General features: G+C 63.5%; 21 protein-coding genes. 3 read left to right on the forward strand and 18 right to left on the reverse strand.

The features are described from left to right. A complete protein-coding gene (locus ABE459_RS03680) occupies nucleotides 1-210 on the reverse strand; it encodes a hypothetical protein (RefSeq protein ID WP_258704307.1) in 210 nt (69 codons plus the stop codon). Between the two features lie 380 nt (nucleotides 211-590). On the opposite strand from ABE459_RS03680, the gene ABE459_RS03685 reads away from it, so the two are divergent. From ABE459_RS03685 to ABE459_RS03695, 3 genes are all read left to right on the forward strand, one after another. Continuing rightward, nucleotides 591-1,439 (forward strand): hypothetical protein, encoded by an 849-nt coding sequence (locus ABE459_RS03685; RefSeq protein ID WP_323831015.1) that lies wholly within the window; start codon nucleotides 591-593, stop codon nucleotides 1,437-1,439. A 310-nt stretch (nucleotides 1,440-1,749) separates the two neighbouring features. Continuing rightward, nucleotides 1,750-2,202: a hypothetical protein gene (locus ABE459_RS03690; RefSeq protein WP_258704309.1), complete on the forward strand. Its 453-nt coding sequence runs from the start codon at nucleotides 1,750-1,752 to the stop codon at nucleotides 2,200-2,202. A 218-nt stretch (nucleotides 2,203-2,420) separates the two neighbouring features. Next, complete coding sequence (locus ABE459_RS03695) at nucleotides 2,421-3,161, forward strand: hypothetical protein (RefSeq protein ID WP_346647922.1); 741 nt, start codon at nucleotides 2,421-2,423, stop codon at nucleotides 3,159-3,161. Between the two features lie 297 nt (nucleotides 3,162-3,458). Here the strand turns inward: ABE459_RS03695 and ABE459_RS03700 are convergent, their stop codons facing one another. From ABE459_RS03700 to ABE459_RS03780, 17 genes are all read right to left on the reverse strand, one after another. Then, nucleotides 3,459-4,496 carry a sensor domain-containing diguanylate cyclase gene (locus ABE459_RS03700; protein ID WP_323831050.1) on the reverse strand — a complete coding sequence of 346 codons (1,038 nt, stop codon included), beginning with the start codon at nucleotides 4,494-4,496 and terminating at the stop codon, nucleotides 3,459-3,461. Nucleotides 4,497-4,768: 272 nt separating this feature from the next. Beyond that, a complete protein-coding gene (locus ABE459_RS03705; RefSeq protein ID WP_323831049.1) occupies nucleotides 4,769-5,251 on the reverse strand; it encodes a DUF2514 domain-containing protein in 483 nt (160 codons plus the stop codon). Nucleotides 5,252-5,262: 11 nt separating this feature from the next. Then, nucleotides 5,263-5,892: a glycoside hydrolase family 19 protein gene (locus ABE459_RS03710; RefSeq protein ID WP_323831014.1), complete on the reverse strand. Its 630-nt coding sequence runs from the start codon at nucleotides 5,890-5,892 to the stop codon at nucleotides 5,263-5,265. 40 nt (nucleotides 5,893-5,932) lie between these two features. After that, nucleotides 5,933-6,331 (reverse strand): phage tail assembly chaperone, encoded by a 399-nt coding sequence (locus tag ABE459_RS03715; RefSeq protein WP_323831013.1) that lies wholly within the window; start codon nucleotides 6,329-6,331, stop codon nucleotides 5,933-5,935. Further along, entirely contained in the window at nucleotides 6,328-7,800 is a 1,473-nt protein-coding gene (locus tag ABE459_RS03720; protein ID WP_346647923.1) for a tail fiber protein, read from the reverse strand. Before ABE459_RS03720 ends, ABE459_RS03715 begins: the two co-directional genes overlap by 4 nt. A 4-nt stretch (nucleotides 7,801-7,804) precedes the next feature. Beyond that, the gene (locus ABE459_RS03725; RefSeq protein ID WP_346647924.1) at nucleotides 7,805-8,404 is read right to left on the reverse strand and encodes a putative phage tail protein; all 600 of its coding nucleotides are present in this window, start codon (nucleotides 8,402-8,404) and stop codon (nucleotides 7,805-7,807) included. Continuing rightward, on the reverse strand, nucleotides 8,395-9,423 hold the full coding sequence (locus ABE459_RS03730; protein WP_346647925.1) for a baseplate J/gp47 family protein: 1,029 nt from the start codon (nucleotides 9,421-9,423) through the stop codon (nucleotides 8,395-8,397). The genes ABE459_RS03725 and ABE459_RS03730 overlap by 10 nt, the downstream gene beginning before the upstream one ends. Next, nucleotides 9,413-9,808 (reverse strand): phage GP46 family protein, encoded by a 396-nt coding sequence (locus ABE459_RS03735; RefSeq protein WP_346647982.1) that lies wholly within the window; start codon nucleotides 9,806-9,808, stop codon nucleotides 9,413-9,415. Before ABE459_RS03735 ends, ABE459_RS03730 begins: the two co-directional genes overlap by 11 nt. A gap of 3 nt (nucleotides 9,809-9,811) precedes the next feature. Further along, nucleotides 9,812-10,414 (reverse strand): phage baseplate assembly protein V, encoded by a 603-nt coding sequence (locus ABE459_RS03740; protein ID WP_346647983.1) that lies wholly within the window; start codon nucleotides 10,412-10,414, stop codon nucleotides 9,812-9,814. A 5-nt stretch (nucleotides 10,415-10,419) separates the two neighbouring features. Then, complete coding sequence (locus ABE459_RS03745) at nucleotides 10,420-11,526, reverse strand: phage baseplate assembly protein (RefSeq protein WP_346647926.1); 1,107 nt, start codon at nucleotides 11,524-11,526, stop codon at nucleotides 10,420-10,422. 3 nt (nucleotides 11,527-11,529) lie between these two features. Continuing rightward, nucleotides 11,530-12,801: a DNA circularization N-terminal domain-containing protein gene (locus tag ABE459_RS03750; RefSeq protein ID WP_346647927.1), complete on the reverse strand. Its 1,272-nt coding sequence runs from the start codon at nucleotides 12,799-12,801 to the stop codon at nucleotides 11,530-11,532. 3 nt (nucleotides 12,802-12,804) lie between these two features. Continuing rightward, complete coding sequence (locus tag ABE459_RS03755) at nucleotides 12,805-14,772, reverse strand: phage tail tape measure protein (RefSeq protein WP_346647928.1); 1,968 nt, start codon at nucleotides 14,770-14,772, stop codon at nucleotides 12,805-12,807. 129 nt (nucleotides 14,773-14,901) lie between these two features. Further along, nucleotides 14,902-15,213 carry a phage tail assembly protein gene (locus ABE459_RS03760; protein WP_346647929.1) on the reverse strand — a complete coding sequence of 104 codons (312 nt, stop codon included), beginning with the start codon at nucleotides 15,211-15,213 and terminating at the stop codon, nucleotides 14,902-14,904. Next, the gene (locus ABE459_RS03765) at nucleotides 15,213-15,560 is read right to left on the reverse strand and encodes a phage tail tube protein (protein ID WP_346647930.1); all 348 of its coding nucleotides are present in this window, start codon (nucleotides 15,558-15,560) and stop codon (nucleotides 15,213-15,215) included. The genes ABE459_RS03760 and ABE459_RS03765 overlap by 1 nt, the downstream gene beginning before the upstream one ends. Nucleotides 15,561-15,617: 57 nt before the next feature. Then, entirely contained in the window at nucleotides 15,618-17,123 is a 1,506-nt protein-coding gene (locus tag ABE459_RS03770; RefSeq protein WP_346647931.1) for a phage tail sheath subtilisin-like domain-containing protein, read from the reverse strand. Next, complete coding sequence (locus ABE459_RS03775; RefSeq protein ID WP_346647932.1) at nucleotides 17,120-17,311, reverse strand: DUF2635 domain-containing protein; 192 nt, start codon at nucleotides 17,309-17,311, stop codon at nucleotides 17,120-17,122. Before ABE459_RS03775 ends, ABE459_RS03770 begins: the two co-directional genes overlap by 4 nt. Continuing rightward, nucleotides 17,308-17,904 (reverse strand): hypothetical protein, encoded by a 597-nt coding sequence (locus ABE459_RS03780; RefSeq protein WP_346647933.1) that lies wholly within the window; start codon nucleotides 17,902-17,904, stop codon nucleotides 17,308-17,310. The genes ABE459_RS03775 and ABE459_RS03780 overlap by 4 nt, the downstream gene beginning before the upstream one ends. Nucleotides 17,905-17,911 lie beyond the last annotated feature (7 nt).

Raw genomic sequence — 17,911 nt, forward strand, 5'->3', positions numbered from 1 at the left:
TCAATGCAGGATGTGCGGAGCTTTACTGCGGGTGATGAGTTGGTGGTCAGTCACCAATCGATAGCGCAAATCCGCGACTACCCTGAAGAGTTCGATCTCTTCAGGCGATGCACCGTCTGCCTCGGCTTGCCGCAGGCGGCGCTGCGCATCGATCGCTTTCTGAATCAGTTCCTCTCCAGCTTCAGCCAGTCCTTCGATGGTTCGCTTCATGGCACTACCCTGGCAGCTCGACTAGAGCAGTATAGGAGGCCCTAGGACGACGATGAGACTCAAAGGGCTGCGATGACTGCAATCGACCCTTTGCAGCCATTCGAGGTACCAAACCAAGAGCGACTCAAGAATCACATCCGCACGTGAGCGATTGTCATTGATCTTGACCCGTCGTTGCCCCCCCCTAAAATAGCGACCCCAAATCAAGGAACGATTTCATGATCACCTGTCATGTCCTGTACATCATCGACCCCTATCAGGACTTCGAAGCGTTGTTGCCGTGGAACTGTAAGCCAGTAATGCCACGGTAAACTAAGACCTCACCTTGAAGGCAGGTGGGGTTGATAAATTGGTTCGATTTTTCAAGTAAGGACACAAGCATGACCAAGTACAAACTCATCCTGCTCCTGCTGGCGACTGCGGGAATGGCGGGCTGTGTAACCACCGAGCAGATGCCGGACGGGACCACCAAGATTCGCTTTTCGGACGAGGCTGTCAATTCGCTGACCTCGATGATGCCTAATGCCCTTGTCACCGGGGTTGCGGGTGGTGCAGGTGGGGGGGCGGTCAACCTTATCCCCACTATAAGCCCGCTGGGGACCGGTGAGCCACTGTACCTCAATGGGCAGTTCGAGCTGCAATGCGCATCCGCTTTGCTTTACAGCGCAAAGTCTGGTCAGCCGCTGGAGGCGCAGATTAGTAATAAATGCCGCTCCAGCTACTTCTTGCGCCAGGAGCAGCTCAGGATGGCGGGCAAGCCCTATGATCGAGGGGCGCCAGCTTATGAGCCGTCCAATCCGCCAAATGAATACTGGGCCAAAGTGGTGGGTCGTACGGTAAGCCAGTTGGCGGCTACGGATAAGTTCACTGCGCGGTTTGCCGGGTATCCGCGGATCGAGAACGGTGGCGGTATCACGATTGCCGTACGTTTGCTGGGGGAAACCCAAGGGACTTACGCTGCATTGGCGACCACGCCAGCGCGTACGCCGGTTGTTCTGGATGATGCGCAGTTCGAGCTGGGGATGCGCCAGCGTGCGGCTAGTGTCAGCAACCAGGTCGTGGATGCTATCGCGTGCGATGCGGTGCTTGCATACAGCAAGACCGTGGACAAGGGGCCTAGGCCATCGAGCATTTATGCCAGTGCATACACGCGGTATGAGGTGTTGTTCACGGTTGCATCCATGGGGTGCAAGGACAGCACCCGGCAGTTCAAGACTGCTTCGCGATAGCGCGTGAATTCACCTGCTTTTGTCGGTTTTGTGCCTGCATTTTTGGCTAGGGGTTCATGTTCCAGATGTCGTCTGCGGCTGACTCGATGATCCCTGTGGTGGGTATATCGGCAGCGTTCAGCCAGTCTTGGCTGACGTCAGCCTGCTGTGCGGCACGTTCGTGGGCAAACTCGCGAGCCAGGATGGAGCCCTCGACCGACGTTACGAGCGCTGGGTAAGCCTGGCCACACTCGCCCAGCAAGGGCTGCATGTGTTCAACTGCACTTTGTCGGCATTCATTTTCATGAGCTGAACTGCTCTGGAGCCCTTCATGCAAGATGATGAAAATACCTGCCACGACTTAGGTGCCGAGATGGAATTGCCGGATGGCGTTTTTCCGCCGATGTCTGGCTATACCCACGAAGATCTGTCTGCGGTTGCCCAGATTGCTACCCAGGCTTTCCTGGAAACACAGGGCGTTGACCCTGGCCTGATTCGCGAAACCATCATTTCACTGGTCTCTCATCTGTACGCCAAGTTCGAAGAGCAGGGTGTCGAGTTCCAGATCGCGACGTGGTATCAGAAACCGTATGACAACCTGGACAGGCGTAAGCGCAGCGTCACCAGCATGGCTGAAGAGTTCGGAGTGCTTGCACTGCATGCCTCGGCGGACGCTTTGCGAGGATCGCCACTCATGACCAGGGGGCGTGCGTTCTGGGAACCACTCATCGACCAGGCCGGGTTTGCAATACGTGATCACATTCTGAAGTTGAATGCGGACTGATCCGACGTATGTTCATAGGGAAATGGCATGAATGATTCATTGCACGTCACGGTGCACTTTGATGGTACTGGCAGCAACAAGGACATGGCCAGCCCAAGGCTACCCACACCAATGTTGCCCGATTCCGAGCGCTGTACGACGCTGACATTCATCCGCCACCCTGTGCCAGACTTCGCCGGTGGGCATGCTAACGACAGGCGGATCAAAGGAGGTGGCAGATGGATCACAACTGGGGTGCGGGCAGGCGCGGTGGCGGCCTGGATGGCGGTTATACCGGGTCGCTGGACCATGCGATCTCCAACTTGCATGTCGGGCGCAGCCAGGGGCAGCGAGAAGGGCGCAAGGAGGGCTTCGATGAAGGGCATTCCCACGGCTACTCGCAAGGCTGGGATGCGGGAGCGGCGTGCGCCAATGAAAAATTGGAGCCGCTGAGGGGGCATCTACGGCAGTATTTCGAGGAGGCAGTGCAGCTCAGGGCCGTTGTAGAGCGCCAGGAGACAATGATTGACCTGATGTACCAACAACTCTCCCAAGTCGCGAAAGCGGGCAAGCGCGCCGAGGGCGGACAGACGACTGGAATGTCAAAAGCGTTTGAGGCGTTGCAGAGCACCAATGACCTGTTGCAGGCAAGGGTTGAGGTCATGGATGAGCATTATGCAGCAGCGCTCGAGCAATCCAGGCTTCGAGGCCAGCAGTACAAGCGCAGCTTGGTGTTCATGCAGGCAGTGCAAGGGGTTCTTGAAGAACTTGTCGCCAACGATACCCCCGAGGCACTGCACATCCGGCAGCGTTTTGTTGAGCGTTACCAGGATCAGGTTGCCCAGGGTTTACGAAGCGGGGATATCCAGATAGCCCCGGAACTGGACGAGGTGTTCCAGAAACTATTGCCCGAAACCCAGCAATTCATTTTAAGGATGCAGCATTCCGTCGCCCCGGGGCAGGATGCTGACGGCCCCTAACCAATGCTTTAGGCCCTCAGGCAGGGGCAGCACTTATCGAGGGTCTTCGGGCGCCTGACACGTGCCTTCTATCACGCCGTGCCGCGGCGTGGAGAAATCATGTTGGTGATTTGGTGCTGTATTGTAGCCTCTGTTAAATGTCCGCAATGGGTCGAAAGCAGCCAATCGTGACTGACCGCAATCGACCCAAAGTGGCCACCTCCGCAATTCATGCTTTGGTCTCGATGGCTATCAAGTGAATCACCGGAGGAATGCCACTGATGCGCTTGTGTGACCGCCATGGCCCAGCATGGATTCTCACAAGATCGGCGGCACATAGACAACTTGGTCGCGCCCTCGCTGTTTGGCTGCGTAAAGTGCGCTGTCGGCGCGCCGTAGAGCATCATCCATCTGCTCACTATCGGCGACTAAAGTACATCCTACACTGAGGCTCACCCTCAGCGGACAGCTGGAAAGTTGAATCGGTCTGCTGCCAACGAGCAGGCGCACGCGCTCTGCGATCCGCACCAGCTCGTCACCATCCTTTACCCGCAGCAATGCGACGAATTCCTCGCCGCCCTGGCGTACCAGCAAATCCTCCGGGCGAAGGGCAGCTCGCAGACGACGCGCACACTCGCAAAGCACCTGGTCACCGTCAGCATGACCGTACTTGTCGTTTACAGACTTGAAGTGGTCAAGGTCCGCATACAGAGCACCCAACGGCAGACCTTTCTCTTTCGCCAAACGCCGTTCACGATCCTGGAAGGCGGTCAATGCGCCGCGGTTCCATAGCTGTGTTAGCGGATCAAGCAAGGCCTTGCGTTGCTCACGGTCCATTTCAAGCCGTAAGTCGTGGTTGGCCTGTATTAAGCTGCGCAGCTGTAGATAACCCTCTGCGAGCGTGGCCAAGTCTCTAAAGTTGGCCTGCTGGGCCTCGCTTAGCAGGCGTGGGCGAGGGTCAAACATGCATAACGTTCCGATCGCTTTGCCGTTTCCAGCACGCAAGGGATGACCGGCGTAGAAGCGGATGTAGGGTGCGCCAAGTACCAGCGGATTGTCGGCGAACCGCGAATCGCACTCGGCGTCTACCACCAGAAGGGTGTCGTCACCCAGAATGGTGTAGCCGCAGAAGGACACATTGCGCGGAGTCTCATTTACGTCTAGCCCAATCCTGGCCTTAAACCATTGCCGATCGTGATCAATCAGGCTGATCAGCACAGTATCCACCTGCGCCACTTCTTGAGTGAGCCGCACCAGAGTATCGAGGTAATGCTCAGCCGGTGTATCCAGCACATTCATTTCATCGAGGGTACGCTGGCGCAACGGTTCGTCAGTCGGTATGGGACAAGCCGGCATGTCTTTTCTCCAGTCCATGGGGGTAGCGTCTCCAAAAGCTAAGGTTTGGCGCCGAGACTGAATTTACTCTAGACAGTTGAAGGGATAAGGTCGAAACCATCAGTCGCTAAGGGTTGCTCATGGGTGTTTTGGCCTCCTCACGGCAGGCAGAACGCTATGACCATCGTTGCCGCTGCAAGATTACCGGTATCGCGAGAGCGCCGTGCAGCCTGTGGGAACTGGCTACTTGTGCGGCTCAACAGCGGCTATGGGTCGACAGCGGCAGTCGCCGTTTAGCGCACAAGAACATTGTGCTCGCGCTCACACTGCTGCCCTGCTATTCGGGCGCGGTCATATGCTTTCGCCAATTCTCGATTCGTGTCGACAGACCTGTCGAGCAGGTCGGAGAGCACCATGGCGGCGCGGCTGGCTGTCTGGCCTCTGGCGATAGCGGCGGTATCCGTGCCGGGGCAACTGACGGCGGCGGCGAGCTGGGTGGCGTCACCGCGCAGCCGCTGGCCAGCAGCATCAACGCTGGCAGCACCAGCATCAGCAATCGTTCGTTGTTCCTGCGCATGCGCCCTCACCTCTTCCCGCGCCTCGGCGCGTCGTTGTTCTTCCTGCCGGGCTTCGCGCTCGCCCAACACCTCAGCCAGGCGATCGCCGCTGTCGCGCTCGGCAGAAGTCTGTCCAGCCTCAGCCCGCTCGACAGACCGGCCGTGCTCGTAGGCGCCCCAGTAGGACGCCACCACCAGAAGCAGCGCGATGACGCGCATGCCCCAGCCGTTCACGCCAGCACCTTCAGCGCCAAGTCATACAGCGCCTTGCGTTCTGCGGCGCCATGCGGCACCCGGCCAGGCTGGCCGGTGTTGATCAAGCTGCCGATATCCTGGATGCGGCCGGCGTCGGCCAGTTCGTTCAGGCCGTGCTTCGCCCACCACCAGGCGGCCGACTGGGCGGCGTGCTCGGCCTGCTCGAGCAGTTCGGGCTGATCCTCCAGCGGAAGGCCCAGGCCGGTACCGGCGGCGCGGTAGTTCGAGCGGCCGGTAAGCTGGATCAGGCCGCGCCCCTTGAATCGCCACCCATCGCCTGAGGCCTCGGCGCCGTTACCCATGCGACCGCCGTACACCTTGTTGGCGATCTTCTCGGGCTGGCGGGCATATGCGCCTGCAGTCTGAGGGGTGAATCGGCTTGGCCAGGTGCGCACCAGGGCCTCGGCGCTGTAGTTCAGGTTCTCGACGAGGCTACGCAGCTGGCCAGACTCGTGGCCAACCTGAGCCAGGAACGCGGCCATGCGCACGCGACTGTCGATCTTCCAGCGCAGTGCGGCGCGGTTCAGCGCAGGCAAAAAAATGCCCGCTACTGGGCGGGCTTTGGGAAGAATCTGCAGCAATTGCTGCTCGGTAAGTGGTGTCATGCTCTCTCCAGGCAAGAAAAAGCCCCGACAGTGCGGGGCTTCATTGGGTTTGTTCTGCGATCCAGGGCGGTGCCACGGGGCGCTGCGCGCTGTCGGGAAAGGCTACGGACTGGGGCCAGTCGCGCAGCTGCTGCATGTACTCCAGCAGCTCGGCGAACTGCTCGGGCGTCAGCGTAGTGGCTGCGCCAAGCTCCAGCTGGTCGCGGTGGCGATCACGCAGCCAGATCAGTGCCGACAGCTCGGCGTCACGCCACTGTCGTTCGCTGTCAGCCGGCAGGGACTGCGCCGCTGTCACCCGCTCAATGTGCGCCTGCACCTCGGCATTGCTCATCAAGACCAGGTCGGACAAAATGAACGCATCTTGCGAACCGTTCGCCGCATACGCGTAAGGCAGCTCTGTGCTGTCCGGCCTTTTGTAATACTTCATGCCCATGTTCATGTACGCACCTCGTTCCAGCGCACCAGCGTGCCGCCGGACACGCTGTAAGACTCTCCATGCAGCACTGGCAAAGAATGCGTGCCAGTGACGCCGCCTGTGCCGTTGTTTGCGATGTAGCTACGCTGCTCGCTGCCTACGGTGACCGTCGAAGACACCCCTTGCAGCATACTGACAGCGATCTGAAGCCAGATGGTGCGACCCGTCGTGTTCGTATACGTCGTGCCCATCAAGCGGGTGGCGCTCAGGTTCTGATTCGACTGCCCATCGCCGAGCGCTCGTTGCCGCTGCTCAAGCCCTGAAACCTGTACAGCCAAGGCGCCGATATCGATGGTTCCCTGGTTCACCGGCGCATTCCATGCCTTGATGCACCACATGACGGCAATGTTGCGCGGGCGTGCCATGCCTACGGTGACCAGCGTCGACGTAGAAGACGTGACCAGCTGGGTATTGCCGTTCGGGTAGTCAGAGCGCAACGCGCGGTCTGCACCAAAGATTTCCGGCTTGCCGTCGTCGGCCGTTGTATTCGCGCGCCATCCGGCCACGCCATAGCCCGTCGCATCATCAAAGGCAACGGCAGTACCGAGCTGACTGGAGCCGATCACACGGTCTGGATCTACACCCCGCGTATGGTCCCAGCCACGCAGGAACTCGCCACGCGTATCAGGCAGGCGGAAGTAGCCGGGCTGCTCATTGCCTTTGTTGTACGCGCCGCCGAGGTAGGCAGCCAGATCAGGGAAAGTCGCAATGACCTGCTCGCTGCCATCCAGCTCAAGGAATCCCGCCGGCACCGTCGCCTTGGGCATGGGCAGAATAGAGCCCACTGGCATGGCGTTGACGTTCTTTAGCAGGGCATCTACCTGCGCCTGGCTGTAGGTCTGGTCTTTGCGATAGGCGTCGCCGATGCCGTAGTCGGCCAGGGTGGTGCCCTGCTTGCCGATCACCACCCTGAACGCCAGTGCCGTGGTGCCTACCACTGGCGTTTCGGTGTTGGTCAGTTGCCACACCGTCAGCTTGTTGACCGTGCCCGCCTGCACAGGGATCAGATGCCCCGGGGCGCACTCGGCGCTTTCGTTGGCGTCCTGCGCACGCACCCAGGCGTTGGGAGAGACGGTGTAAATCCAGTTCTGCGAGGCGGCCGCTTGATCCTTGACCAGCACCCGATCACCGGCGGCCAGCTGCACACCATCAATGGTCTGCAGACCGCTCAGGGCGATAGGCCCAGTGGTGGCGCAGCGCACCGATTTTTTGTAGTCCGACGCCGCCATGGTCTGGATAGCGCGCAGCAGTTGGGCATTGTCTTCTTCGCTGGGCACGATGCCTGCGGCCTTGATCACGCCCAACAGCTCGGCCATCAGGGCATTCGCCCATGCGGCCGGGATCAGCGACCCAGGCTGGCCCGTGCTTGGATTTTCGTCCACGAACAGCCCGTCCACCAGGCCAATGCCTGGCGTACTCTTTGGATAATCCATCCGATCAATCCCCGTACTTGATAAATTCCAGGGCGTGCGCAGGCGCGCTACGCCTCAACAAACATTCCAGTGCACCGCTGGGGCTGCCCCCAAACGTCTCTCCGAAGTAGGCCGCACCGAAGCGTCGGCCGATCCGCCGGCGCGGGCCGGTGTCCAGCGTCCACATGAATTGCGCCGCCCAGGTGCCGAAGCGGGCCGAGCCAAAGCGCGAGCGGCCGAAGCGTGGCGCGCGGTGCTCGATCACCTTGGCATTCGGGTAGCCCTGGGCGATGGCCAGCTCGACAAAGTAGGCCGGCGCCTGCCCGCCCACCTCGACCAGGCGCCGGCGCACGGCCAACTGGCGGTCCTCGAACTTGGGCGACTCACCCATGCAGGGGTCAGGCAGCTGCATGACCCGCTCCCAGTCCGGCACCAGTTCGCGCACGGTGTCCGGGTTCGATTCGGCCAGCAGGTCGGCGGCGCGCAGATCCTCGGCGGCCAGGACCGCCGCGCCGCGCTGCAGCAGCTGATCCAGCCCCGGGTTGAACTCCAGTTCCCAGGCCGGCCCCGGCGGCAGCAGGCCGCGCAGCTGGGCGTGGTAGTCGCTTGCTGTTCTCACCGCCACAGCACACCCCCATAGGTCAGCAGTTCATTCGCCGCCGCCGTGACGTTGCCGGGCGGGCTCAGCACCTCATGGTCGCGCTCGCCGGCGGCGCTGCTGACCGCCTCGCGGATGTGCGACAGCAGCAGCTCAGCGCCCAGCTCCGATTCACGTTGGTGCAGCTCCACCAGCTCAGCTTCCACCGCGCGGCGCACGGCCGAGCTGTCGGGGCTGACCTTGATTTCGTACTGCACCGGCTTTTCGACCGGGGCCAGCGCGTACAGCTCAGCGGTGACCGGCCGCTCCTGCTCGATGTACGCCTTCACGTCGGCGCAGGCCTCTTCTGAGGGGATCGGGTCCACGTCGTTGTCACGCACGAAGAACACCGCCACGGTGCCCGGCCCCATCCAGTGGCGCACGATCCACGCCCGGGTAACCCCCGGCACCTCAAGTGCCCAGGTCTCGTAATCGCTCTTGCTGCCACCGTGAGGAATCACGCGGTACGAGCGAATCACCCGCGCGCGCAGGGCCTCGATACTTTCCTGCTCGGTGCCGCCCTCGATCCCCGGGGCGGTGACCGTGGCCGTGTCGTTGACCCCGAGCACCGGCGACACCAGACGCAGCACCGTGCCGGCCGGGGTGTTGCCCAACTGCCCGGCGTCCACGGCCACCACCTCCAGGGCGCCGACCGGGCCGCCCGTGGCCACTTTGAATTGCACGCCATCGTCGCGCTGCAGCAGCACGCCGGCGTCAATCGGCGCATTGGCGGCACCGGTGAAGAGCACCGCCCCATCGGCCTCCACCGCCGGCAGACGGTCGCGCTTGAGCCTGGCCCGGGCCATGCGGCGCAGCGTGTCTTCGTCGGCAGTGTCCGGCAGGATCTGGTCGGCGATGTACTGCTGATGCCCGTAGCGCCCGTAGGAAGCGGCGGCAAACACACGGGCCAACACCTCGGCATCGCTACGCTGCAGGGCGCTGGAGCCCGCCAGCGCTGAACGCTCCTGGCTGATCAGCTCGGGCAGCGTGGGAGTGTTAAACGGCATTGATCACCTGCCATAGGTTGTCCGATGTGAAATCCACCTGGCGACCATCGCGCAGGGTAATAGCGACGGCCAAGTCGAGCCGGTCGGTGCCACGCGTTACCGTAACGGCCACGCCGCTGACCCGGCCGTCGTCCAGCATCCAGGCCAGCGACTCGCGGGCGAACGCCTCGGCATCGCGCACCGTGTCGGCGTCCAGCTTGCGCCGGCGCAACAGATACAGGCGCGAGCCGATGCGGTCGTCGGTGACGCCTGGGAAGCTGTCGCCCCACCAGCCGTAACGCTCGTCGTCATCGAGCGCGTCGCCCGGATCGGCGCGGCGCCAAGTCATCAGGCTGATTTCGGCGGCGCGCTGCCAGGCGCGTTCGCTGTCGTCCTCCAGCAGCATCATTCAGCCCCCCTGCGGTACGGGCTTGCCCGACTGCTGCAGCCCCTGCACCACACCGTCGTGCGGGTGATTGATCTGGCTGACGTCGCCGGCGATCTGGTCGCCGTCCGAGACGATTTCGCCCGTGGCCTGAATCGTCGGGGTGTCGAAGCTCGCCGCCTCGCTGGCCGCCACGGAAAACGCCGTGGTATCGATGCTGAATCGCTCGCTCGCCGAGACGGAAAACGCCTTGGTGGCGAACTCCACCGCATCGGCCGCGTCGACCTTGAGCGTCAGCGTCTTGACCTCGATCACCCGGCCGCGCTTGAAGTGGATGTAATCCCCTTCGTCGGTGTACATGGCCACCTCGCCCGACTTGAGCGCCTTGAGCCGATACTGACGGTCGGCGATGTTGATCACCACGCCGTGCGAGCGGTCGCCGCCGAAGAACAGCGCCAGGCCCTCGGCACCGGGGTGCGGGTTGGCGGTGAAGCCATACGGCTCGAAGTGCTCCATGCTGCTTTTCACTTCGTCGGCGGTCAGCCGCACTTGCACCGCCTGCATCAGCGCCCCGGGATCGACCAGGGACACCACGCAGCGAGCAATCATGTTGCGGATCTGTCTCATCGGGTTCATGACGGCTTCCAGTCGGCGGGTATCAGGAATTCGAAGTTGTCGGCCTTGCCGCCCTTCTTGAGCTTGCGCGACTTGTGCGGGTCTTTCGGCTCGGGGTCGAAGGCATCCGGCGGCGCGACGGTGATGTTGCAAGTGGTGCCGGCGTCGAGGCTGTATTCGATTTCGCTGATGAGCATGTCGCGGTCGATGCCAATCACCGGGTCGACAATCCGCACGAGCATGTTGGGCAGCCACAGCGCGCCGCTGGATTGCCGCCATCCTTGGATCGTGTACTTGATCGTCAGGGCCTTGCCCATGCGGTTACCGCGCTCCCAGTTGGCCCGCGCGGCGGCCAGCTCCGGGGTCATCTGCCCGCTTTCGTGAATCAGCAGCACGCGCCGGCGCGCCGCACGCGGGTCAGTGACCGAGGCCTTGACCTCGCTGGCCTTGGTGCCGTGCTCGGCGTCGCTGCCCGAGCGCTGGCCGGTCACCCGGTACTCGGAAAACACCCCCGCGAAGTCGAGGCCGGCGTCACCGGTCAGCAGGTTTTCACCCAACACAAGGCTGTCGACGGCGCGGCCCGCGCTGCCCGGCTGGATGATCACCAGCCGCCCGCGCGTGTCGTCGGTCGAGAGCAGGCGCGAGAGGGTCAGCAGGCGGTCGATCGACTCGAACACGCTTTCCCCGGGCTCGATGCTATGGTCGGCCAGCTTGCCGGTTTCGGCGACCTGGCTACGCACGCTGACGCCGTACTCGCCCGCCAGGGCAGTGACGATCTGCTGCACGCTTTGTTGCTGCCACTGCCCCGGCTGATTGAGCGCCGAGCAGTCAACCAGGTCGGCGGTCAGCGAGCGGCCATTGATCGAGCGGTTGACCTGGGTGGCGTCGTAGCGCGCCGGCGTGGAATCAATCCAGCCGGTTAGCACCAGGTCGTCGCCAATCAGCACTTCGCAGCGGTCACCCGGGCGCAGCGGGATTTCATGCGCCTGGCCGGGCCAGCGCCACGTTACGTCCAGGCTGAAATCCCGCGCCTGCCGCTCGATACCGGCACTGATGCGCACTTTCTTCCAGCCGCCATAATCCATGCCGTTCACGCGCAGCGTGACAGCGTTCAAGGGGTCCATGGGTTACTCCTGGGCACAGCGCAAGGTGTCCGCCGGCAGGAACCCGGGGTGAACGACCTTGTTACGCGTAACGATTTCGTCGGCGCGCGTGGCGTCGCCGTACAGTCGGTAAGCCAGCACCACCGCCGGCACGCTTTCCTTGGGGGTCACGTCGACCAGGCGCACGCCGGCCATGGCCACCTTGGTCAGGTGGGCGAGTAGCTTCTTCTGTGCGTCCTGCAGCGCGACAAAGTGCGCATGCGGGGCTGATAGGCCCGCATGCCAGATCGCGTCGCTAAGCGCGTCACGCAGCGCCAGAACGTCGTCCGTGGTCGGCACCTCCGGCCGACTGACTGGCGTGGCCACCTGCTGATCCAGGGTCGGCACCCCGGGCAGCGTCGCCGGCGCTTGCACCACCGGCATCTGCGCGGCCAGCTGCACCGCCTTGATCAGCAGCGCATCGCGCACCAGGTCGCGGGTGGCGGTGACCGTGGCCACCGTCGCCTGCCCGCCGGCTGGGGCAGCCGCGGCGGTAAGACCCACCGCCGCCTGGGCCGCATTGCTGGCCAGCCCAGCCAACAGCGCATAGCCACGCTGCTCGTCGTCATCGCTGCCCCAGCGCGAGCCGTCCGAAAAGCCGGAAAACTGCGCCTGCACCAGGGTGGCCAGGTTGTCGGGGCTGTTGCTCAGCATGTCCGCCAGCGCCCGTGTCGAGCTGATCGCGCCGGCGATCTGGCTGAACTCGCCCTGGATAGCCATCTGCACGCCGGCGATGCCGTTCTGCAGCTGCACCGCCGCGATGCGCACGCGATTGACCACGGCCATGGCGGCGCGGTACCGGGCGATTGCCGAGTCCAGCCAGCTTTCCGACTGGTCTTCGAGTTGGCGCGCCGTGTGCGGCACGCCCACCGGATAGCCCTTTTCGCCGTCTTCAATGAACTCCAGCTGGAACCGCACCATGCCGCCTTCGCGGCGGTCGTGCGACACGTCGCAGCCCTCGCCGGCGGTGACCGTCATGCGCCCGTACCAGGGGTGTACCAGCTCCCCCGGGCCGGGCTGGTTGAGCGCGTGCAGCAGGTTGTCGCGCTGCACGAAACAGTCATCGCCAATGACAAAGGCGGTCATCTTGGGCGTGCGCGTCTTGGCGCCCATGTCCTCCACCTGGGGCCGGTCGCGCTGCGGGTATTCATGCACCTGCACCCGCCGGCCTGCCGGCGTTGTTTCATTGTCGACCCAGAAGCCCACCCCGCGAAATGACGCGGGCAGCAGGCGGTCGCGCCATGTTCTGTCAGCCATGGATCAATTCCCTAACGAGCGACGGCCGACGTTCGGCGACACCGACACGCCGGGCTGATTGGTCTTGGCTTCCTCCACCCGCATGCCGGGCGGGGCGTTCTCGAAGCGCACCGCAATGGAGCCTTCCAGGTTCTGCCGCTGGCCTTGCGCAGCCTGCTGCACCAGCGACCCCGGCACAGGGCCAGGCGCACGCAACAGGCTGTTCGAGCCGCCCGCCACCAGACTCCCCGGCGCAGGTGCCTTGAGCAGGCTGGCAGTGGCCGGGATACCGAGCTGGGCATTCATCGCCTGTTGCGCCGCTGCAGCGTTGGCTGCCGCTTGCTTGCCAGCACCGGCGGCCAATAGCGCCCCGTCGCCGGCGCCCATGGCCTCGCCGTTGCGCACGTTCTGCGCATAGGCGGCGCGCTGCACCTTGGCCGTGATGCCCTCCCCGCCCTCATCCATCCCCATGAACTTCATGATGGGTTCGATGAAGCCGCTGACCTCCTCCCACAGGTCTTTGAAGAACCCCACAATGGGTTCCCAGTTCTTGATGATGAGGCCGAGCGGCGTCCAGGCGGCGACCGTCTTGAACAGCTCCCAGGCCGGCACCGTGTAAGCCTTGATCAGTTCCCACAGCGCTTCGAAGAACGGCCCGACCGTCTCCCAGTTGGCAATCAGGAAGCCCGCCGCCAGCGCGATCACTCGCACAATCATGCCGATTGGGCTCATGCTGGCGACGCCGTTCATTACCGCCAGCGCCGCCGTGGCTGCAGCTGTTGCCAAGCGCAGCACGGTGAAACCTACAGCGGCGCCCAAGATGCCCTTGATCAGCCCCGGGTGCGCCGCTGCCAGCGCGGCCACGTCGCTCACCAGCGGCCCCACGAATGCCAAGAAGTCATTGAACGGCGGCAGCAGGATCGAGCCTACCGAGATCCCCAGCCGGGTCACCCGATTATTCAGCAGCAGCATGGCGTTTTCCGTCGTCGCCGCCCGAGACGCGTATTCCCCTTGCATCGAGCCGGCATACTTCGTCGCGTCGCCCACGCTATCCAAGTTGCTTTCCAACAGTTTCAGGTTGGTCAGCAGCGGCGTGATCGCCGCGACCGACTCACTGCCGAAGAGGTTGGTCAGTAACGCCGGGCGCTTGGCCGCGTCGACCTCAGAAATCCGCTTGAGCAGGTCCAGCATGGTGCCCTTCGAATCCTTCTGCATACCCTCCGCGACTGTTTTGGAGTCCAGGCGCAGCGACTTGAAGGCCTGTGCCTGCGACTTCGTGGCTGCCGTACCCTTGGTCATTGCCAACATGAAGTTCTTGATGCCGGTGGCCGCAACATCAGACTTAACGCCGACCATGGTGGAGCCAATCGCCGCGATCTGTGCCGAAGACAGGCCCGCCACCTCGCCCAGCGCGCCCACCTCAGTCACGATTGAGGAAAGCTGCTTGGTATTGACCGGCCCCGAGTTGCCTAGGTAGTTGATCTGGTCGGCCAGCTCGACAACACCATCCTGGGTCATGCGGAATGCCGTGCGCCACGTCGCCATCATGCTGCCGGACTCGTCGGCGGTCTGATCGAAGGCAACGCCCATTTTCACCGCGTCCTCGGCGAACTTGGTCAGCTCTTCCCGGGCAATACCGGACTGACCACCCGCCGCTACGATCTTGGCGATCCCATCGGCCGCCATCGGCAAGCGTTCGGACAGGTCGAGCACGTCCTTGCTCATTGCCTGGAACTGTTCGGGCGTTTCGAAGTTGACGACCTTCTTTACGTCCGCCATGGCGCTTTCGTAGTTGATAGCCGCCTTGACGCCCATCACGAACGGCGCGGCCAGCGCGCCGCCCTGCAGGGCATCGGCGAAGGTGATCTTGCCGAGGCCCGACGAGTTCAGCTGCTTGCGCAGCGTGGCCACGTTCTTGCGCACGCCGGTCAGCACCGGCGACAACTTGTCGACGCCGGTGATCAGCGCCTTGAGCTGGAATTTATCCGCCATCCCCTGCCCCTACGATGCTTTGTATCCGGCTCGCGTTGGCGTAGCCCTCTAGCAGGTCATCCAGCGCCCAGTCCTTGACGTGCTCGGGGCTGAGCTTCCAGTACCAGGCGAGGTCATAGATCAGCTGCGTCAGTCCGCCGAGGCTTCCGCCTTCGCTTCCGTCTTCTGCGGGGACACCATGAAAAAACCGGCCAGCGCCCAGGCCAGGCCGTTAAGGTCGGTGACGTCCAGCTGGTCGACCGAGCTGCTGGGGATGCCGGCACACACGACGATGTACTTCGCTGCCACGTCGAGGTTCAGGCCGACCGACTCGTCTTTCTCAATGCGGTACGGCAGCTGGCCAATCTGCCGGCATTCGCGCGAGGTCGGGCGGCGCAGGGTCAGTTCAGTGATCTGCTCGCCATGGGCCTGAATGGGGGTGCTGAGTGCGATGGTGGTCATTACTGCCAGTCTCCTGAACTGCCTTCGAAATTGAGCGGAACCTTGCCGTCGTCGGCGGTGACATTGACGTCATCCACCGTGTAAGCGCCGGACAGCACGTAGCTGCTGCCGTCTTTGAACTCAGCGGTAACCGTCATGTTGGCGCCGCTTGTGATTTTCTCGAACTGGAAACCCGGGACCTTCACCGCGTCGACCTTGAGGAACGGCGTGCGGTCTTCTTCTTTGAAGTAACCGGTCACGATGGTTTCGCGCTTGACCTTGGACAGTGGCGCTTCCACGCCGCCGGTGATAACCAGCTGGGCACCGTCCACCTTGATGTAACAGGTGCCCGCAACTTTCTGACCCATAAAAGGCCCTCACAAAAAAGCCCGCACTTGGCGGGCTTGGGTGGAATAGTGCGTGACTTAAGCGGCTGCGTCGGCCGCGTACTGCAGGCGGAACTGGTAGAGCAGCGCGAACACGCGCAGCTGGTTCACCAGGTCCGGCGGGTACAGCACGTTGAGGCGGTTCGGGTTGGTCGCGTCGCGCTCCACGATCAGGTTCGCCTTGAACGCCTCGGCGTTCTCCACGATGCCCAGCGTTTCCAGGTAACGGTAACCGGCGATCAACTCGCCCCGGATCACCAGCGGCGTGACGATGGCCTGCCCCGGGCCGAACGACGTCCCGTCGTTGGCCAGCTTGTGTCGGCCGTACTTGCTGGTAACGGTCCCGGCCAGGTAACGCAGCACGAAGGCCGTCTGGTGCAGCGGCTCGCTGTCCAGGTAGGAATCATCCGGCTGGCCGTAGGCGTTCTTCTGGTAGGTGGTCACGGCGCGCTGAATGCGCATGTAGCCGCCTTCGAAGTACGCCGTGCCGACGCCGTTGCTCAGCAGCGATTGGCGCTCGGTCAGCATGAAGCGCTCGCTCGACTTCGCCGGGGCGATGCCCGGCAAGGTGCCGGTCTGCGTCGGCCGGGCCGGGTCGGCGCTGATAAACACCGCCGTGCGCGCCGCTACCTGGGCCGCCATCACCCACACCGGCTGCGGCACGCCCACTTCGAAGCCAATTACCGACATGTGCGGGTCGTTGCGCTGCCGGCCGAAGGCGACCAGCTGGCCGAGCGTGCCGCGCTTGGCGCTGTATACATGCCCCCACAGCTGTTTCGACCAGGACCAGCGGCCGCTGTTTTCGTCCATGGTGGCTTTCCAGGCGTCCAGGCTGTCGCTGTCGGTCCAGGGCTGCGCGCAGAACTCGAACGGCTCATCGCCCAGGGCGGCCAGCAGCACCGCCATGTCGGGGCTACCGACACCGCCAGCCATCGCCGTGATGGCCAGCTGCAGACCGGCCGGGGTTTCCTCGCCATTGGCACGCCCCAGGCGGTTCACTTCGACCCGCAGGTCGTTGCCCAGCTCGCCCTTGAACTTGACGTCCAGGGTCACCACGTCACCGGTGGCGGTCGCCTTGACCGGCAGATCCGGCAGGGCGTTGACGCTGGCCGCCACGGCGGTGGCCACGGCCGCCGCGCTCATGGTCGCGGTGACGGTGGTGCGCACGCGCGAACCGCCAACGTATAGATTGACCAGGCCGCCCGCCGAGACGGTGCCCGTTACAGTAACGCTGGCCTTGGCGGCGACACCCTCGGCCACCTTCACCGGCAGACACCAGACCTCGCCGGCCACGTCGATGGCGCGGTGGGCGGCGAACATGGTTGCGAGCATCGAGCCGGCGCCGCCGATGGCCACCGCCTCGGCCTGGCGCGACACCAGCACCAGGGAGCCGATTTCCGGGCTGTCGGCGTCGTCGTTGACCTGGCCGACGATCAGCCGGCGCAAGGCACCGGCAGCGCCGCTGCTGGCCATGCTGCTGTCGACCTCGGCATAGAACAGCGGCACCTTGAGGTCGCTAGGGATGAAGCTAAACGGGACACTCATGCCTTGGACTCCTTCACGGCTTTGGCGGCCGGCTTCTGTTTCACCAGCAGCGCGTCACCGTCATCGATACGGCGCTGCCAGTACGCGTCATGGGGGACCGTATCCCCCGCTTCGGGCAGCATCTCGCCGCCCTTCTCCGGCATCGGGCACGCACGCCCCGGCGCCGGTTTCAGCTGAACCATTTTCATTGCGGGATATCCTCGCGTAACGCGACCTCGGCCCGGCCATCGGGGCCGGTCGGGCTTAGGTTGTGGTCGACCATGGGGTCGATGAAGTCGACGCGGGTGTCGATGCCTTCCAGCGGCGGCAGGCGGCTGTGCTCCAGCTCCGGCCAGGTCTGCGGGTCGTCGGTGGTATCGCTACCGAAACCGCCCAGCTGGCTGTCCGCGTAGAAGCGGTAGCCGTAGACCACCTTGGCCCGGTCCATCATGATCAGGTCGCCGCGGTCGTAGCGGATCGGATCGGCGTCATCCAGTTCGTACCCCATAAGCGCCCGGCACAGCGTGGCGCGGATGTGGTGGACCAGATCCGCCACCGCCTGGCCGCGCTCGTCCTTGTTGTCCAGCACCACGCAGACGTCGAACGAATCGCGCACCGCCTGGGCGGCGGCGTTCTGCGCAATCGGCTCGTCGGCCTGATCACCCACCGGAATCACAAAGGCCGCCGGCGCCTCGAGTTGCTGACTACCCTTCACCGGGTCCCAGTCCAGGCCGCCGGCGATGCGCCCCCCGAACTGCGGGCACTCTGCTTTCAGGTGCTCAATGATTGGCGTGATTCGCATGTCACCC

It is taken from the genome of Pseudomonas sp. TWI923, assembly GCF_039673365.1.
Lineage (GTDB): Bacteria > Pseudomonadota > Gammaproteobacteria > Pseudomonadales > Pseudomonadaceae > Aquipseudomonas > Aquipseudomonas sichuanensis.

Excerpts from the sequence above, each read along its gene's own strand:
- ABE459_RS03775 (WP_346647932.1), bottom strand. The coding sequence starts at position 17,311 with ATGAAAATGGTTCAGCTGAAACCGGCGCCGGGGCGTGCGTGCCCGATG.
- ABE459_RS03755 (WP_346647928.1), bottom strand. The coding sequence starts at position 14,772 with ATGGCGGATAAATTCCAGCTCAAGGCGCTGATCACCGGCGTCGACAAG.
- ABE459_RS03765 (WP_346647930.1), bottom strand. The coding sequence starts at position 15,560 with ATGGGTCAGAAAGTTGCGGGCACCTGTTACATCAAGGTGGACGGTGCC.
- ABE459_RS03780 (WP_346647933.1), bottom strand. The coding sequence starts at position 17,904 with ATGCGAATCACGCCAATCATTGAGCACCTGAAAGCAGAGTGCCCGCAG.
- ABE459_RS03740 (WP_346647983.1), bottom strand. The coding sequence starts at position 10,414 with ATGAGACAGATCCGCAACATGATTGCTCGCTGCGTGGTGTCCCTGGTC.
- ABE459_RS03735 (WP_346647982.1), bottom strand. The coding sequence starts at position 9,808 with ATGCTGCTGGAGGACGACAGCGAACGCGCCTGGCAGCGCGCCGCCGAA.
- ABE459_RS03770 (WP_346647931.1), bottom strand. The coding sequence starts at position 17,123 with ATGAGTGTCCCGTTTAGCTTCATCCCTAGCGACCTCAAGGTGCCGCTG.
- ABE459_RS03685 (WP_323831015.1), top strand. The coding sequence starts at position 591 with ATGACCAAGTACAAACTCATCCTGCTCCTGCTGGCGACTGCGGGAATG.
- ABE459_RS03750 (WP_346647927.1), bottom strand. The coding sequence starts at position 12,801 with ATGGCTGACAGAACATGGCGCGACCGCCTGCTGCCCGCGTCATTTCGC.
- ABE459_RS03710 (WP_323831014.1), bottom strand. The coding sequence starts at position 5,892 with ATGACACCACTTACCGAGCAGCAATTGCTGCAGATTCTTCCCAAAGCC.
- ABE459_RS03745 (WP_346647926.1), bottom strand. The coding sequence starts at position 11,526 with ATGGACCCCTTGAACGCTGTCACGCTGCGCGTGAACGGCATGGATTAT.
- ABE459_RS03700 (WP_323831050.1), bottom strand. The coding sequence starts at position 4,496 with ATGCCGGCTTGTCCCATACCGACTGACGAACCGTTGCGCCAGCGTACC.
- ABE459_RS03715 (WP_323831013.1), bottom strand. The coding sequence starts at position 6,331 with ATGAACATGGGCATGAAGTATTACAAAAGGCCGGACAGCACAGAGCTG.
- ABE459_RS03720 (WP_346647923.1), bottom strand. The coding sequence starts at position 7,800 with ATGGATTATCCAAAGAGTACGCCAGGCATTGGCCTGGTGGACGGGCTG.
- ABE459_RS03690 (WP_258704309.1), top strand. The coding sequence starts at position 1,750 with ATGCAAGATGATGAAAATACCTGCCACGACTTAGGTGCCGAGATGGAA.
- ABE459_RS03760 (WP_346647929.1), bottom strand. The coding sequence starts at position 15,213 with ATGACCACCATCGCACTCAGCACCCCCATTCAGGCCCATGGCGAGCAG.
- ABE459_RS03730 (WP_346647925.1), bottom strand. The coding sequence starts at position 9,423 with ATGCCGTTTAACACTCCCACGCTGCCCGAGCTGATCAGCCAGGAGCGT.
- ABE459_RS03680 (WP_258704307.1), bottom strand. The coding sequence starts at position 210 with ATGAAGCGAACCATCGAAGGACTGGCTGAAGCTGGAGAGGAACTGATT.
- ABE459_RS03695 (WP_346647922.1), top strand. The coding sequence starts at position 2,421 with ATGGATCACAACTGGGGTGCGGGCAGGCGCGGTGGCGGCCTGGATGGC.
- ABE459_RS03705 (WP_323831049.1), bottom strand. The coding sequence starts at position 5,251 with ATGCGCGTCATCGCGCTGCTTCTGGTGGTGGCGTCCTACTGGGGCGCC.